Annotated in this window: 10 protein-coding genes; 3 read left to right on the top strand and 7 right to left on the bottom strand. The window is 64.4% G+C overall.

Annotation, left to right across the window (positions count from 1 at the left end; all coding sequences use genetic code 11):
* Positions 1-17 precede the first annotated feature (17 nt).
* The 7 genes from FHW96_RS09880 to FHW96_RS09850 all read right to left on the bottom strand — a co-directional run bounded on the left by FHW96_RS09880 (position 18) and on the right by FHW96_RS09850 (position 10730).
* Positions 18-1004, bottom strand: a complete 987-nt coding sequence (locus FHW96_RS09880; RefSeq protein WP_172340400.1) for a DUF6607 family protein — start codon at positions 1002-1004, stop codon at positions 18-20.
* A gap of 36 nt (positions 1005-1040) precedes the next feature.
* A complete protein-coding gene (locus tag FHW96_RS09875) occupies positions 1041-3245 on the bottom strand; it encodes a TonB-dependent hemoglobin/transferrin/lactoferrin family receptor (protein WP_172340399.1) in 2205 nt (734 codons plus the stop codon).
* A gap of 215 nt (positions 3246-3460) precedes the next feature.
* Complete coding sequence (locus FHW96_RS09870; protein WP_172340398.1) at positions 3461-4219, bottom strand: GntR family transcriptional regulator; 759 nt, start codon at positions 4217-4219, stop codon at positions 3461-3463.
* Between the two features lie 137 nt (positions 4220-4356).
* A complete protein-coding gene (gene nagE / locus FHW96_RS09865; RefSeq protein ID WP_172340397.1) occupies positions 4357-6060 on the bottom strand; it encodes an N-acetylglucosamine-specific PTS transporter subunit IIBC in 1704 nt (567 codons plus the stop codon).
* Complete coding sequence (gene ptsP / locus FHW96_RS09860) at positions 6060-8567, bottom strand: phosphoenolpyruvate--protein phosphotransferase (RefSeq protein ID WP_172340396.1); 2508 nt, start codon at positions 8565-8567, stop codon at positions 6060-6062. Before ptsP ends, nagE begins: the two co-directional genes overlap by 1 nt.
* 1 nt (position 8568) lies before the next feature.
* A complete protein-coding gene (gene nagA / locus FHW96_RS09855) occupies positions 8569-9708 on the bottom strand; it encodes an N-acetylglucosamine-6-phosphate deacetylase (protein WP_172340395.1) in 1140 nt (379 codons plus the stop codon).
* The gene (locus FHW96_RS09850) at positions 9705-10730 is read right to left on the bottom strand and encodes an SIS domain-containing protein (RefSeq protein WP_172340394.1); all 1026 of its coding nucleotides are present in this window, start codon (positions 10728-10730) and stop codon (positions 9705-9707) included. Before FHW96_RS09850 ends, nagA begins: the two co-directional genes overlap by 4 nt.
* Positions 10731-11270: 540 nt before the next feature.
* Here FHW96_RS09850 and FHW96_RS09845 point away from each other — a divergent pair.
* From FHW96_RS09845 to FHW96_RS09835, 3 genes are all read left to right on the top strand, one after another.
* The gene (locus FHW96_RS09845; RefSeq protein ID WP_253950856.1) at positions 11271-13934 is read left to right on the top strand and encodes a TonB-dependent receptor; all 2664 of its coding nucleotides are present in this window, start codon (positions 11271-11273) and stop codon (positions 13932-13934) included.
* A gap of 112 nt (positions 13935-14046) precedes the next feature.
* The gene (locus FHW96_RS09840) at positions 14047-16332 is read left to right on the top strand and encodes an alpha-N-acetylglucosaminidase (RefSeq protein ID WP_172340392.1); all 2286 of its coding nucleotides are present in this window, start codon (positions 14047-14049) and stop codon (positions 16330-16332) included.
* A complete protein-coding gene (locus tag FHW96_RS09835) occupies positions 16329-17450 on the top strand; it encodes an acyltransferase family protein (RefSeq protein ID WP_172340391.1) in 1122 nt (373 codons plus the stop codon). The genes FHW96_RS09840 and FHW96_RS09835 overlap by 4 nt, the downstream gene beginning before the upstream one ends.
* The last annotated feature ends 1 nt before the right edge of the window (position 17451 follow it).

Raw genomic sequence — 17451 nt, 5'->3', positions numbered from 1 at the left:
GCCTCAAACTGCCGCTCTTAGCGCGTAACCTCGGCAATCACTGCGCGGGCGGCGGCAACCGCCTTGTCGGTGGTGATCTTTCCCGCCTTCACCTCATCGGCCAGCCCCATCAGCCTTTCCGCGCCCGCCGATCCGGTCTCGGCCACTTCGGCCACTTTCACGCCCTGATGGCGCGCAATCATCTCGTCCCATGCCCCGCGCACTGCGGCCCAATAGTCCTTGGTCGCGGCCCAATAGCTTTCCGCCGCAGCCACATCGAACTTGCCGTCGCGGACATAGGTGTTGAGGCCCGATTCCTGCACAAAGGGCACGATCTTGCCCGAGCCTGCCGGGTCGGGGCCTTCCTTCATATTGTCCTGCCAGTGGATCCAGCCGGTGGGCGTGGGCGAATGGCGGTTGATGGCCAGATAGCGGTCATAGGCCGGATGACGCACAGCATCGCGCCGGGCCAGCGGGCGCAGCGTCCAGCTCGACCGCCAACGACGCACCCCGCCTTCATCGCTCCATTGGCCCCATCCGCCATAGCGCGGGGAATCATCGGTCTGCCACACGGTCTGCGACCAGCGGCCCGCGCGCATCGCCGCCGGGATGGGCTCCAGCTTCCACTCCCCCTTGCCCGCATAGGTCAGGACGTTTTCCGGCTGGTAATTCCAGTCCTGCCGCCAATGTTTGATGACCATGGTCCTGCCGCCCTCGTCCTTCACCACCAACAGGTGTTGCAGGGCGATATGGGGGCCGGTATCCTCGATCACACGAACCACCTCATGCCCGCCCGACAGTTTGGACGGGATCGGCGTGTAATCGCCGCGCCAGCTCGTCGTTTCGCGCAGATCGAAAGTGACCTTGTAATCGCCCGCCATGGCCAAAATCGCGGCACGATCAGCGGCAAAGGCCTGGGCATCGGCCTGTGCTGAACGCGGGGCGACGGGGCCGTCGGCCATGGCGGGCGCTGCCGGGGTCATGGCCAGACCCAGCAGGAGGGAAGCAAGAAGGGCTTTCTTCATGGGAATTGTCCTTGGGGAATTGGGGGGAAATGGGGATCAGAAACGCGCGGTCAGCGAGACGGAGGCATTGCGCCCCGGCTGGGTATAGGCATCGGTGACGGTCGAGCTGGCCGAAAGGCCGCGCACATCGCTCCACCAGGCGTATTTGGCGTTGGTCAGGTTGAACACGCCCGCGCGCAGCGTCAGCGCCTGTCCGAGGCGGACATAGGCGGTGGCGTCGAGAATGGTGAAAGCGCCGGGGCGATAGCACAGGCTGTTGCTGCAATCGGCGGCATTGGTGGCCGACATGTCCTTTTGTGCCGAATGGGTCATGATGATCTGCCCGCCAAAGCGGCCCCCCGACGCGTCATAGCCCAGGCCCATGATCAGCTTGAGCGGGTCGATGGTGGAGAGCGGGGTTCTTGCGCCATCGGTGCCCGTGACGGTGCCGGTGGCATAGGACAGGGCCATGCGGGCCGACAGACCGTTCTTCGCCCGCAGCGCGATCTGCCCCTCGGCGCCCGAAATGCGCACGCGGTTGAGGTTGATGAACTGATAGACCGCCGGATTGCTGGGGGTGAATGCCCCGCTCACCACCTGCTGGCTGATGAAATCGCGGTATCGGCCGGTAAAGCCGGTGATCCCGGCGCTGATGCCGCCTTGGGCGATGCGGATGCCGCCTTCGAAAGTCTCGCTGGTTTCCGGCTTCAGGTTCGGGTTGGGCACCGAGGTGTAGCCATAGGCGAGGTTTTCAAAGAACTGGTTGACCTGCGTGGGCGCGGGGGCCTTGAAGCCTTGCGCGTAATTGCCGAAAACACTGACCAGCCCCAGTTTGACCCGCGCGCCGATCTTGGGCGAGATGCGCGATCCGCTCTGCCCCTGCCCGGTGAAGTTCGAGGTCAGGCCGTCCGATTTGGGGCTGAGCCGGTAATGGTCGAAGCGCAGCACCGGATAGAGCGTCAACACCTTGCCCCCCACTGCGATCTCATCGCCCAGATAGAAGCCCGCCAGCGTGAAATCGGTGGGCGGAAAGGCGCGGGTGGGGAAGGTCTCATTGGTGGGCGGCACGGTGCCGTCGCGCAGGCCCTCCTGCCGGGTAAAACTGGCATCCGCGCCATAGACCAGCGCATGGGAAAGCGCCCCGGTGTTCAGGCTGGAGTGCAGTTCAGCCGAAAGACCCAGCACGCGATTGGCAAAAGTGTTGAGCCGCGTGCGGTCGGCCGCCGTATAGCGATCCTCGGCCGAATATTCGCGATTGTCGGATTTTTGATACCAACCGGTGATCTGCGCCATCTCGATCGCGCCCGCCCCCTGCCAGCGCCAGTCGAGGCTGACCCGGTCGCGCCGGACCGTATCGCGCCCGATCAGGCCGATCACGCTGGTCGAAGCGCCGGCAGCGGGCGCGATGCCGGAAAGCCCGTTGGTGTAGGTGTGATTGTCGAGATGATCGAGCGTCAGGCGCAGGCGATGTCCGGCAGAGGGCGTAAAGACCAGCTTGGCCAGTACGGCGTTCGATTGGGTGTCCTGCGGATTGGCGGCGGTGCGGGTGGAATTGGCGGCATAATTGCTGCCCTTGTTCTCCTGCTCATGCCCATCGCGGCGGGTATAGGCGACCAGCGCCGACCATGCACCCGATTGTCCGGCCAGAATACCGGTTTCGGTGGCCTTGTTGTCGGCGGAATCATAGCCGACGCGGGCCAGACCGGCAATGTTGCGCCCGTTTTTCAGGAAATCCTCGGGGTCGCTGGTGATGAAACTGACCGCGCCCGCCAGACCATCGCTGCCATAGAGCGCCGAGGCGGGGCCGCGCAGGATCTCGACCGATTTGACAAGGCCCAGATCGACATAATCGCCGCGCCCGGCGGCCTGCGCTCCAAATTCGAACCCATCGGGCACGCGCACGCCATCGACCTGCATCAGCACCCGGTTACCCTCAAGCCCGCGAATGTTGAAACCCGCATTGCCGTCGCGCCCGGTGGTGCCGCTGGCCGCGCCAAAACGGGCCGGGGCGCGATGCACCGAAACGCCCGGTTCAAAGCGGACCAGGTCCTTGATGTCTGCGGCCATCTGGTCCGCAATCTGGCGCGCGCTGATCACCGAGACGGTGGCGGGGACTTCGCCGATGGTGGTGGGGCGGCGGGTAGCGGTGACGGTGATGGCGTTCATCGGGTTGAGCGTGACCAGCGGGTCGCCATCCTGCGCCATGGCGGGGACGGAGAACATGGGCGCGCAGAAAGCGGGGGCGACAAAGATGCTGAGCATGGCGCGACGAGAACGGAAGACGGAAATGACACGGCCCCTTTAAAAGTGCGATTGATTCGCAGTAGCGTTTAAAGAGGGCGAGCGCATGTGGTCAAGCGGTTAGACCGCCTCAGGTCAAGTTATTGCGAATTATTCTCAATTATGTGCCATGGAAGGCGCGCATGACAAAACCGCCGATGGCCACCCAGCCATCGGCCCGCCAACCGCCATCAGTCTCAGGACTGGCTCAATTCCGCGACCAGATCATAGGCATCGCCGCGATAATAGCATTGCGCCACCTCGATCACCCGCCCATCGGGCAGAAACGCGCGGCGGTCGATGAACAGGCAGGGATCGCCCTCCTCCACCCCCAGCAGCGCGGCATGTTCGGCGTTAAAGCCAATCGCGCGCACCCGTTGCAACACCCGCACCGGACGCAACCCGCGCAGATCGAGCGCGTCATAGAGCGACTCCTCCACCGCCTCGGCCGAGGGCAGGCCCCAGGCCGGAACCGCGACATGCTCCAGCGCCATCGTCTCGCCATCGGCATAGCGGATGCGCTGAAACCGATAGACCGGCGATCCGGGCGAGAGGCCCAACGAAAGCGCCTCGTCGGGCGTCACCGCGCCTTCGCTGCGGTCCAGCCAGCGGCTCGACGGCTTGCGCCCGCGCGAAAGCATGTCTTCGGAAAAGGAGGAGAGTTTGGAAATGCTCTTTTCCACGCGCCCCGATTGCGCCGGGGCCGCACCGCCGACAAAGGTGCCCGCGCCCTTACGCCGCTCCAGCAGGCCTTCATCGACCAGTTTGTCGATCGCCTTGCGGATCGTCACGCGTGAGAGGGCATAGACCTCGCCCAATTCGCGCTCGCTGGGCAAGGCGCTGCCGACGGGCAGGCGGCGGCTGTCGATGGCATTGCGCAACAGCTTTTGCAGCCGCAGATAGCGCGGCCCGGCCTCGTCTTCATCAAGAACACCGACCTGATCTATAAAGGCCATAATACTCCCTTGCCCGGCCCTTGCCCAGATGGTCGGGCCTGCGCGGTCTGCTATCTGTCTTATCCAAAAAGGAATGGGGCTCGGCAAGACCTTAATATGTCTTGCCAAGCCCCCTCCTGCAAACGCCCGTCGGTTGTTTATCTGTGCCAGGCGGAAATTGTCTCGGGGGCAAAGAGAAGGTGCCATTGCCCGCCCAGTTGAACGCCCCCGCGCAGGCCATGGGCCGACAAAGCCTCCAGATCGGGCGCGGATGGGCCTTCGACCACCAGGCGGCTGTACCCGGCACGCAGCGATGTGACCGTCCCCAGCGCGGCGCGAACCGGCGCAGGCAGAGATTGCGGCGACAGGGCTGCCAGACTTTCCGCCACCGGAGCGGCCACGCGAACCACCGGCCCGCCCGCTATGGCCGCCTGCATCTCGCTGGCCACACTGTCGGCCTGCGGGCCAAGCACCACCTGAAGCCCCTGCGCCGAAGGCCGGATCAGCCCGCGCGCGCCCAAGGCTTTGAGCGCGGCCTCATCGACAGCCTCCTGCCGCGCGATCACCAGCCGCAGCCGCGTGGTGCAGGCGCCAACCTCAACCAGATTGCCCGCCCCGCCCAGCGCCGCGACGAAAGCCGCGCCCCGGCCCTGCTCGGTTGAAACGCTCACCTCAGCGCTGTCTTCCTCACGCCCCGGCGTTTTCAGATCCAGCCGGACAATCGCAAAGCGGAACACCGCATAATAGATTGCGAAATAGGCCAGCCCCACCGGGATCAGCACCAGCGGCCGGGTCGCCTTGGAAAAGTTCAGCACATAGTCGAACAGGCCCGCCGAAAAACCAAAGCCCAGATGGACGTTCAGCATCGACATCAACGCCATAGCCGCCCCGGTCAGCACCGCATGCAGCGCAAAGAGCGCAGGGGCCAGAAACATAAAGCTGAACTCGATCGGCTCGGTCACGCCGGTCAGGAACGAGGTCGCCGCAAGGCTGGCCAGCATGCCGCCGGTCTCGCGCCGCTTTTCGGGCCGCGCGCTGCGATACATGGCAAGGCAGGCGGCGGGCAGGCCGAACATCATCACCGGGAAGAAGCCGCTCATGAAGGCCCCCGCGCCGGGATCGCCCGCGAAAAAGCGCCGCAGATCGCCCGTCACGCCATGATAATCGCCCAACACGAACCATGCGATATTGTTGAGAATATGGTGCAGCCCCGTCACCAGCAACAGCCGGTTGAGCAGGCCATAGGCAAACAGGCCAAACGCCCCACTGTTCAAAGCCGCGCGCGAGGCGCCATCGACGCCCGCATTGATCGCCTCATGGCTGAACCCCACCAGCGCCGCCAGCAGCACGCCGCAAGCCCCGGCGATGATCGGCACAAAGCGCTTGCCGCCGAAAAAGGCGAGGAAATCGGGCGGGCGGAAACCGGAAAAGCGATTATAGCCAAGGCCCCCGATCATGCCCGAAATAATGCCCAAAGGCACCGCCACACGGCCGATCTGGCCCTGACGCCATGCGCCCTGAACCGCCCCGCGCGCCGCCTCTGCCACGCCCGCAACCACATCGGCGGGCACTTTGAGCAGCGCCTTGGCGCCCTCACTGGCCACCAGAAAGCATACGACCCCGGCCAGCGGCGCCGCGCCATTGCCGTCGCGGGCAAAGCCGGTCGCCACGCCAATGGCAAACAGCAACCCCAGATTGGCGAACATCGCATCGCCCGCCGCGCTGACGAAAGGAAGATTGAACAAATCAGGCTGGCCAAGCCGGAGCAGCAGCGCGGCCACCGGCAGCACCGCAATCGGCAGCATCAGCGCGCGGCCAAGGCGTTGCAGCCCCTGCGCGGCACCATGGAACGCAGATGTCATCACGCCAGCCCTCCGATAAATTCCGCGGCCAGCGCGCGCACCTGCGCCGCGCCATCGGCCTCCAGCACGCGGGCGGCCAGATCGCGGCAATCGCCCACGTCCAGCGCGCGCACCAGAGCCTTGATTTCCGCCACCATCGCGGGCGCGGCGGACAGTTCGCCCACGCCCAGCCCGATCAGGATCGGCACCGCCAGCGGATCGGAGGCTAAGCCCCCGCACACACCCACCCATTTGCCATGCCGCGCCCCTCCGGCGCAGGTCTGGGCGATCAGGCGCAGGACCGAGGGGTCCAGCCCATCCAGTCCCGCCGCCACCGCCGGATTGCCGCGATCCATCGCCAGCGCATATTGCGTCAGGTCATTCGTCCCGATCGACAGGAAAGCGCATTGCGCCGCCAGCGCATCGGCCATCACGGCGGCGGCGGGCGTTTCCACCATCACGCCGATCTCGGGCAGATCCACGCCCAATGCGGCCGCCTGCGCCGCCGCCACGCTCTGCAATTCGCGCAGTTCGCAAACGCGGGCCACCATCGGGGCCATGATCTTCACCTTGCGTCCGGCGCCCGCGCGCAGAATCGCGCGCAATTGCGTGGCCAGCACATCGGGCCGCGCCAGCCCCACGCGCAGGCCGCGCAGGCCCATTGCCGGGTTCTCCTCAGGGGCAATGGGCAGATAGGGCGCAGGCTTGTCGCCGCCGATGTCGAGCAGGCGGATAATCAGAGGCCGTCCCTCCAGCGCATCGGCGATGGCAGAATATTGCGCGGTCTGCTCGTCCTCATCGGGCGCGCTCTGGCGGTCGAGGAACAGGAATTCGGTGCGCAGCAATCCGCAGCCCTCGGCCCCATTGGCCACAGCCGGGGCGGCCTCAGACAGCTTGCCCAGATTGGCAAAGACCTCGATGCGGGTGCCGTCACGGGTGCGGCCTTGCTCATGCGCGCTGGCCAGAGCGGCGGCGCGGCGGGCAGCGCGCGCCTCGATCATCATGCGGACACTGACCAGCCGATGCGCCTCGGGCGCTATTTCCAGCGCGCCGCCATCGGCGTCCAGCACCAGCGGCGTGCCTTCCTCGACCAGCATCAGCCCCTCGCCCAGCGCCACCAGCGCGGGCAGACCGCGGCTCGCCGCGATGATCGCCACATGCGAGGTCGGCCCGCCGCGCGCCGTGGCCAGACCGACCACGCGGGAAAGATCGAGCGCGGCCACCTCGCTGGGCATCAGATCCTCGGCCACCAGAATCGCGCCATGCGGGGGCAAAGGCGCCTCGGGCTCTCCGCCGCACAATTGCCATTGCAGGCGCAATTCCAGATCGAACAGATCGCCCGCCCTTTCAGCAAAGCGCGGATCGGGCAATTGGCGCAAAGCCTCAGCCTGCGCCCACAATGTCTTGCGCCAGCCCATCGCGGCGCTGGCCCCGGCGGCGATAGCGGCATAGGCCTCGCCCACCAGTTCCTCATCATCGAGCAGCGCGAGATGCGCGCCCAGAATCGCCTTTTGCTGGGGCGTACCCGCCTCGGCCTGCGCGGCCAGAGCCCCGCGCAATCCGGCCAGAGCCTCATCGAGCAAGGCCCTTTCGACAGCCGCACCCTTGCTGATCGCGGCCAATTCGGGTTCGGGGCGGCGCGGGCGCCAGACATGGCCCACCGCGATACCGGTCGCGGCGGTTACGCCGCTCAAACGGTCGCCTGGCTGCGGCGTGGATGGCGCGGCGGGAGGCGCTGCGGGCTGCGTCACCGCTTCGGGAACCGCCAAAAATTCGCCCATTCCGCCCGCGATCATCTCGCCCAGCGCATCCAGCGCCTCGCTCGCCTGCGCGCCGCGCGCCAACAAGCGGATCGTGTCGCCATGGCCCACGCCCAGCCGCAACATCGCGCTGGGGCTGGTGATCGCGGCGGATACCTCGCCCTTTTCCACCCGCACCTGCGCGGCAAATTCGCGCGCGCGGGCGGCCAGACGCGCGCTCGGCCGGGCATGAAGCCCATGCGCCAAAGGCACGCGCAGGGTGCAGGACAAGGCCTCGCCGCCCGCATCCGCGCCCGATTCCACCGCGCCCGCGCCGGTAATCCGGCCCAGCACATCACCCTTGGCCACCAGCCCCTGCGCCATCGCCGGCTGCCATTGCCACCCCTCGGCCTCGATCAGGATGATCGGCATGACAAGGCTCTTCGCCTGGCCCACCACCGCACCCAGATCGACGCGCAGCAAGGGATCGCCCACAGCGACATGCTGACCAACGCTCACCAGCGGGACAAAACCTTCGCCCCCCAGCCGCACCGTTTCCAGCCCGAAATGCAGCAGCACATCCAGCCCCGGCGCAAGGCGCAGGGTCACCGCATGACCTGCGGAATGCACCGCCAACACCTCGCCCGCAGCGGGCGCGCAGACCGTATCGGCCAGCGGATCAATCGCCAGCCCCGGCCCCAGCAACCCGCCGGCAAAGGCATCGTCGGGAACTTCGGCCAGAGGGCTGATCCAGCCGTCCATCGGCGCGCGCAGATCCAGAGCCATCATCTTATCCTGCAAAGCGGCAGACGCCGCCGATCCAAGTCTGCGCCACGCCCAGATCAGCGTTCAGCGCAACAAAATCCGCCGCCATGCCCGGCGCGATCCGGCCGATATGCGCCTCCAGCCCAAGAAAGGCCGCAGGCGTGGCCGAAGCCATTTTCGAGACCTGCTCCATCGGCAGGCCGGTCATGGTGATCGTATTGCGCAAAGCCGTGGCCATATCCAGCCCCGATCCCGCAAGCGTCCCGGCGGCATCGGTACACATGCCGTCGCGCACATAGATCGGGCGGCCATCGAGCATGAAGGGCTGCCCCCCATTGCCCACGCCCGGCATCGCATCGGTCACCAGCATCAGCCGCTCCGCCCCCTTGACCCGGCAGGCCAGACGCACCGCAGGCGTGGCCACATGAATGCCATCGACAATCAACCCGCAATAGACATCGTCGCGGTCGAAAGCCGCGCCCACCATGCCGGGCGCGCGATGCTGCAAAGGTGTCATTGCATTATAAAGATGGGTGACGCCGCGCACGCCATGGTCGAAACCGGCGATGGCCTCCTCATAGGTGGCGTCCGTATGGCCGGCGCTGATGATCACGCCCGCACGGGCCAGCGCAACAATCTGTTCGGGTGCAGCCAGCTCGGGCGCGATGGTCAGCATCACCACGCCCCGGCGCGGGCGGGTCAGCAGCGCCATGGCGGCATCGTCAAGGCGGCGCAGACGCGCCTCGCTGTGGATGCCCTTGCGCGCGGGGTTGATGAAGGGGCCTTCGATATGGACGCCGACAACGCCCGGCACGCCCTGCGCGATAGCATCGTCAACCGCATCGAGCGCGGCGGCCACCGCCTCGACCGAATCGCTGATCAGCGTAGGCAGCAGCGCCGTGGTGCCAAAGCGCGCATGGGCCGCCGCAATCGCGGCCACGCCATCGACCGTCGGGGAATCGTTGAACAGCACCCCGCCGCCGCCATTGACCTGCGTATCGACAAAGCCGGGCAGCAGATAGCCGCCTTGCAGATCGATCACCTGATCGGCATCGCCCGCCCCATCCACCGAGACAATCCGCCCGCCATCCATTGTGAGACGGACCGATGAACGCCACTGCCCCGCAATCAGGGCCTGACCGTTAAGGACATCAACCGTGTTCATCGCGTGCGCGTCACCTTGGCAAGATAGGGGGGCTGATCGGGATCATGGCCCCGCGCCTGCGACAAAGCGTTAGCCATGCGATAGAAGCTGGCAATCATCAAGATCGGCGCCAGTTCATCACGCGCCGCAATCGCGGGCAGATGGGTCACGCCCTCAGGCGCGGCATCCTTGGCATCGGCCAGCCAGACATGCGCGCCGCGCTGCGCAAATTCGCCCGCAATCTTGCGCACATCATCGCCCGTGGCATCGCCGCCCGCAAAAGCCAGCACCGGAAAACCTTCGCGCACCACCGCCATCGGGCCATGGCGCACCTCGGCGGCGGAAAAAGCCTCGCCATGCAGGGCGGAGGTTTCCTTGAGCTTGAGCGCGGCCTCCTGCGCAATGGCCAGACCATAGCCGCGACCAAGGATGAACAGGTTCGAGGCATCAAGCAGACCGCTGATCAGCGGGGTCCAGTCGAGCGCGAAAGACGCATCGAGCAGCGCGGGCAGCCCCTCGACATCGCCGGCCAGCGCTTCATCGCCCGTCCATGCCGCGACAATTGCCGCAATCCCGGCCAGCGAGGTAATATAGGACTTGGTGGCAGCCACCGAACGTTCGGCCCCGGCATAAAGCGGCAGGGTGAAATCGGCCATCTGGGCCAAAGGCGAAGTCTCGTCATTGACCAGCGCGACCACGGTTGCGCCCGAGGCCTGCTGCCGCTCGACCGTGGCCAGCATGTCCGGGCTGCGGCCCGATTGCGAAATGGCAAGGCAAAGCGCCGCGCCGCCCGCCGGGTGGACCACGGGGGCGTCATAGACCGAAACGGTCGAGAAAGCCGCCGATGCCGTGGGCAGGCCAAGGCGCGTTTCGATCAGATATTTGGCGTAGGTGGCAGCATGATCGGACGAGCCGCGCGCACAGGTGATGACAAAGGCGGGCGGGCATTGCGCCAGATGCGCGGCCAGCCGGGCCAGCTCAGCCTGATTGCCAGCGACAAAGCGCGCAACAGCAGCGCCCGCCTCGGCGGCTTCGGCATACATCAGGGTTGAGGCGAGAGGGGGGCGATGGTCATCAAGTGAAGGTGTCACGAATGGGGTCCTGCCTTGCGCTGCCCCCGCGAAGGGGACGAGTCTGTCATGCCAATATGTCGGCAAGTGATATGCAATTGGTATTATTTTAAGCTCGTCATCATTGCAACAGCTTTCATCTGCATTCGCAATTTGACGTATCAGGCGCATTTGGCACAGATCGGGATAAACCACAGACAGATGCCCCCGGAAAGACCATAAAACAGCACATATTCATTGATTTATAGAATTTTAACGTCCGCTTTGGACAGGCCAATCAGCCCTTTTCGTCATCATTCAGCCCATATTTGCAATACCAATTTGAACAAATGTGTCATTGAAATGACTTGACAGACTCGTCCTTCCGACGGATCTCTTGACGGCGAACGGGGCAGATACGGCACAGATATGCGCCACCCCCGGGAGGATACAGGGTTCAGCTCAATTTCTTGAGGGGGTTTTATGACGATCTTGCGTGCTTCGCTTGTTTCGCCGCTTTCACGTGCTGCCAGAATGGCCATGCTTTCCACCTGCGGCGTTTCGGCCCTGATGGTCGCAGGCGTTGCCCATGCGCAAACCGCGCCCGCGACGCCCGCTGCTGATGCCAGCGATGGCATCGTCGTCACCGGTTTCCGCGCCAGCCTCAAGTCCGCCCTGGACGCCAAGCGCAAGGATACGCGCGTTTCGGACGGCATCTCGTCCGAAGACATCGGCAAGTTCCCGGCGGAAAACATCACCGAATCGATCCAGCGCATTTCCGGCGTCCAGATGTCGAACATCAACGGTCGCGGCGCCACGATCAGCATTCGCGGCCTTGGCCCCCAATATGCGATGACCACGATCAACGGTCAGACCATCAAGAGCGCCGACTTCACCGACGGTTTCCGTTTCGACATCATCCAGACCGAACTGGCCAGCGCCATTCAGGTCATCAAGTCGCCCACCGCCGATATGGACGCGGGCGGCCTGTCGGGCACGGTGAACATCGAAACCACCAAGCCGCTCGATTATCACAAGCGTCAGCTGGTCGTCTCGGCCAAAGCGCAGAATTCGCAATATGCCGGGGGCAAGATCACGCCCAAGGTGGGCGTCAGCTATATCGATCAGTTCCTTGACGGCACGCTGGGCGTCTATGTCAACCTTGGCTATCAGAAGCTGAATGACCGCGCCGACTACATGTGGATGGACCGCTGGACCACCCAGACCGTTGGCGGCGTCAGCGGCATCCTGACCCCGCGCCGTCCGCGCTATCGCCGTATCGACCGCGAAACCGAACGCCTGATGGCGAGCGGCGGTCTGCAATGGCGCCCCTCGGATCGCATCGAGGTGGGCTTCAACGCGATCTATGCCAAGGACAAGACCACCTATGACGTGAACCAGCAGGTGTTCCTGTTCGACACCTCGCGCATCACGGTCAATTCGGTTTCCAACGGTGCGGCCACCAATGTGACCGCCACCAATTTCACCATGGAAAACAACCGCCAGCACGAAGACCGCAACCTGACGACCCAGCTTTACACCCTGTCGGCCAAGTGGAAGGGCGACAATGGCTGGAGCGGGCGCACGATTGCCAATTATTCGAAGGGCACCTCGTATCAGCGCGAAGCGGCCGCCATCGTGGGCATCAATATCGCCAGCGCCACGCTGGACATTTCGAACCCCGAGGCGATCAGCTTCAACACCTCTTCGGCGCTGAATTCGACCGCGACCTATGCGCCCTCGACGCTGACGCGCAACGAATATCCCAATGGCGCCACCCGCCAGATGCGCACGACCGAATGGTCGGGGCAGGCGGACCTTTATAAGGAAGTCGGCTTCGGCCCGATCAGCAAGCTGGCCGCGGGCGTCAAGTTCCGCCACGAAACGTTCAACCGCTTCGTTTCGCGCCACGACCTGATCGCGCTGGGTTCGGCCCAGCCCGCCGCGTCGAGCAGCATCTTCCCGGCGATGGCGACCTATAATTATTCGGTCTCCGGCTTTCTGAACAATGCATCGGGCATCCCCAACGCATGGGTCGCGCCGGATCTGGCCGCCTATGACAAGGCGCTGGCCACCGCAGGCATCGTGGTGCCCGAAATCTTCGCGCCCGAAGCCTCGTATCACGTCGATCGCTATATGCCCTCGGTCTATGGTCAGGCCACGATCGAGACGGAAATCGCAGGCATGCCGCTGCGCGGCAACGTCGGCCTGCGCTATGAATACACCACGCAAAAGGTGCAGGGCAACGTGACCGGCCCGCGCAGCGATGGCTATAGCGAGGTTCAGGAAAAGATCGGCAATTACAACCTGAGCCAGAAATACGGCAATCTGCTGCCCAGCATGAACCTCGTGCTGGAACCGGCCAAGGCGGTTCAGGTGCGCTTTGCCGCCGCCAAGGTGCTGGTGCGTCCGATCATGGACAGCAACACTTCGATGGCACAGACCTCCTCCTCCTCGGTCAGCGGCGGCCAGCGCACCTATACCGTCGATCTGGGTCAGGCGGGCCTCAAGGCACTGACCGCCAATCAGGTCGATCTGGGCGTGGAATGGTATTATGAACGCTCCAGCGCGATTGCCATCAACGGCTTCTACAAGTGGATCAAGAACGGCACCTACACCTCGCTGATCTGCCCCTCCTCGTTCAACGGCACGGCGTTGGCCAAGAACTCGGCGGGCGATTGCGCCGATGCCGCAGGCAATGCCTATGACATCACCCAGTCGCTCAACGATCCCAGCACGATCAAGGTAAAGGGCTATGAAATCAGCCTCAACCATTCGTTCGACAAGATGCTGCCGGTCAAGGGTTTTGGCCTCATTGCCAACTATACCCGCGTGATCCCGCAAAAGCTGGCTGTGGGCACGGGCTATACCATCCGCAACCTGTCGAAGGTGACGTGGAACGTGACGCCCTATTGGGAAAACCGCATGTTCTCGCTGCGCGCTTCGCTCAACTATCGCAGCGCCTATGACCAGAACAGCGCGGACAGCTTCTTTGCCCGCGAAGGCCATACGGTCAAGGCCCGCACCCAGATTGACCTGAGCGCCGGTTATACGCCCGACGCCCATCTCAGCTTTACCGCAGGCGTAATCAACCTGAACAACAGCAGCGAGAAGGCAAACTACACCGGCACCTCCGTGTGGCAGGAAAGCAGCTTCTATGGCCGCAGCTTCTATGCCTCGGCTTCCTACAAGTTCTAAGAACCTACCCTGACTGTCCGGCGGGGGGAGAGCGATGCGTCGCTCTTTCCCTCGCCGGATTTTTTGTGTTTGCCCGCTTGTCCTGCCCGCCTGCACGGAAGAAAACCCCCGTATGCCGATCCTGCCCACCTTGCGTGTTACCAGCCTCGCCTTGGCTCTGGCGTTAAGCAGCACAGCGCAGGCCGCTGATACGCCCGATGTGGCCGCCGCGCGGGCCGCCCTTGCGCGCCTTGGGGTCAAGGCCGCGCAGGTCAATCTTGCCATCCGCCCCGCCGCCCATCCCACCTATCGCGTACGCATCCGCCACGGCGCGATTGCCGCCACCGGCTCCTCAGCCCTAGCGCTGGTGCATGGCGTGGCGCAGGCGCTGGAGGCCAAGGGCAAACTGCATTTAAGCTGGGAAGGCCGCCGCGCCGCCCCCCTTTCGCGCGCCGACAATTTCGACAGCGGCGAGGTTTCCTCCCCCTTCGATCTGCGCGCCTATCTCAACACCTGCACCTATGGCTACACCACGCCGTGGTGGAACTGGGCCCGATGGAGCAGCGAAATCGACTGGATGGCTGCGCATGGCGTCGACACGCCGCTGGCCATGGAAGGGCAGGAATATGTCTGGCGCGCGCTCTGGCGCGAGGAGGGCATGGACGAGGCCGCCATCGGGCAAAGCCTGTCCGCCGCGCCCTTTCTGCCGTGGCAGCGGATGGGCAATATCGCGGGCTATCGCGCGCCGCTCTCGCCCGGCTGGATCGAAAAGAAGCATCAGCTTCAGATCCAGATCCTTGGCCGGATGCGCAGCCTTGGCATGAAGCCGGTGCTGCCCGCCTTTGCCGGCTATGTGCCCGAAGGCTTCGCCAAGGCCCATCCCAAGGCGCGAATCTATAAGATGCGCAGCTGGGAAGGTTTCCCGCCGACCTACTGGCTCGACCCGTCCGATCCGCTTTTTGCGCGTCTGGCCAAGCGCTTCATCGAGATCTACAACGCTACGTATGGCGCGGGCGATTATTACCTTGCCGATGCGTTCAACGAAATGGTCCCCCCGATTGCCGAGGACGGATCGGACGCAACCAATGCGCAATATGGCGATTCCATCGCCAACACCGCCGCCGCGAATACCCAGGCCGAAAAGGTCGCTACCCTGCCGCCCGCGGTGCGCGATGCGCGTCTGGCCGCCTATGGCGAGAAGCTCTATCATTCGATCACGGCGGCGGCGCCCAAAGCGACTTGGGTGATGCAAGGCTGGCTGTTCGGCGCGGACAAGGCGTTCTGGACGCCCGATGCCGTGCGCGCTTTCCTGTCGAAGGTGCCCGATGACAAGATGCTGGTGCTCGACATCGGCAATGACCGCTATCCCGGCATCTGGCAGCAGACCCAGGCTTTTTACGGCAAGCAGTGGGTCTATGGCTATGTCCATAATTATGGCGGCAGCAACCCGGCCTATGGCGATCTTGGTTTCTATAAAACCGACATTGCGGCGGCGCTGAACCATCCGGGCAAGGGCCATATGGCGGGCTTTGGCCTGTTCCCCGAAGGGCTGCATTCGAACAGCATCGTTTATGCCTATGCCTATGATCTGGCATGGGGGCCAAAGCGCGATCTGGGCGAATGGCTGAAGAATTACACCGCCGCCCGCTATGGGGCGACCTCGCCCGCGCTGGTTTCCGCGTGGCAGGCGGCGATCGGCGGCGCCTATCAGACCCGCTACTGGACCCCGCGCTGGTGGAACCAGATGGCGGGGGCCTATCTGTTCTTCAAACGGCCCTCATTCACGGGCGCGGATTATCCCACCGCGCCGGGCGATCCGGCGGCGCTGCGCCGAGGGATCGAGGCGATGCTGGCCGCCGCCCCTGCGCATCCTTCGCCGCTTTTCGCCAAAGATATTGTCGATCTCACCCGCCATTATGCCAGCATGATGCTGGACGATCGGCTCAAGGCGGCGCTTTCGGCCTATAAGGCAGGCGATGTGGCGGGCGGCGACCGCGCGCGCGCGCAAATCTCCGATCTGGCGCGCAAAATCGACACGCTGGCCGCCAATCAGCAGGAAACGCTGGCAAGCTGGGTCAAGGACGCCCGCGCCTATGGCGACAGCTCGCGCGAGAAATCCGATTACGCGACGCAGGCCAAGGCCATCGTCACCATCTGGGGCGGAACGGGCCATCTGTCCGATTATGCCTCGCGGGCATGGTCGGGGCTTTATGCGGATTATTATCTGCCGCGCTGGCAAATGATGCTGGAGGATGCGCGCGCCGCCGCCATCGCCCATAAGCCTTTGGATGAAGCCGCCGCCATCGCCCGCATCCGCGCATGGGAAGAGCAATGGGTGGCCAATGGCCAGTCCTATCCCCATGCCGCCCCCGCCGATCCGGTCAAAGCCGCCACGCAATTGCTGAAAGAACTGCCATGAGTGATCTCGCCAGGCCCCAGCGTTTCGTCTCGCTTGACGTGTTTCGCGGGGCGACGATGTTTCTGATGATCCTCGTCAACACGGCAGGGCCGGGCGCGCGGGCTTATGAGCCGCTGATCCATGCCAAATGGATCGGCTTCACGCTGGCCGATCTGATCTTTCCCACCTTCCTCTTCGCCATGGGCAATGCGATGAGCTTTGCCATGCGCAAGCCCCTGCCCGCCGCGCCCTATCTGGCGCGATTGCTGCGCAGGGGCGCGATCATCTTTGCGCTGGGCTTCCTGATGTACTGGTTCCCTTTTGTGCATCACACCGAGGCCGGCTGGGATATGATCCCCTTTGCCCAGACCCGCGTGCCGGGCGTGCTGCAAAGGCTGGCGCTGTGCTATGTGCTGGCGGGCGTCATCGTGCGCTGGGCCGACTGGCGGGTGGTGCTGGGGGCCTGCGGCGCGCTCCTGCTGGGCTATTGGGCGACCTTGCTGCATTTCGGCGCGCCGGGCGATGTCTATGGCAAGATGGGCAATGCGGGGACACGGCTGGATATGTGGCTGCTCTCGCCGGGGCATCTGTATAAAAAGGATGGCGGGTTTGACCCCGAAGGCTTCCTTGGCACGCTGCCCGCCGTGGTCAATGTGCTGGCAGGCTATCTGGCCGGATTGCTGGTCCAGCGGGGCGGTGATCTGCGCGATGCCCTTCGCATGATGCTGGTGACGGGCCTTGCCTGTATCGCAGCGGCTCATGCGTGGGAGCCTGCGTTCCCCATCGCCAAGAAACTGTGGACCAGCCCCTTTGTCCTGCTGACCACGGGCCTTGATCTCCTGCTGCTGGCCTGGACGATCTGGATCATTGAATTGCGCGGCAAGCGGGGAGGCGTCCGTTTCTTCACCATTCTGGGGCGCAATCCGCTGGCGATCTATCTGTTCTCCGAAATGTTCGTGACCGTACTCAACATGGTGCCGGTGGGCGAGGACGGCGTTTACGACTGGATCGGCATCCGCCTGTTTCAGGCCGTGGCGCCCGGCGCCTTGGGCTCGCTGCTCTGCGCACTGGCCTATACGATGGCGTGCTGGGCGGTGGGCTGGTGGATGGACCGCAAGGGTTTGATCCTCAAAGCATAAG

The sequence above is a fragment of the Novosphingobium sp. SG751A genome (assembly GCF_013149295.1).
Taxonomy (GTDB): domain Bacteria; phylum Pseudomonadota; class Alphaproteobacteria; order Sphingomonadales; family Sphingomonadaceae; genus Novosphingobium.
The sequence above is the reverse complement of the archived record's forward strand: the minus strand, read 5'-3'. Positions and strand labels throughout refer to the sequence as shown.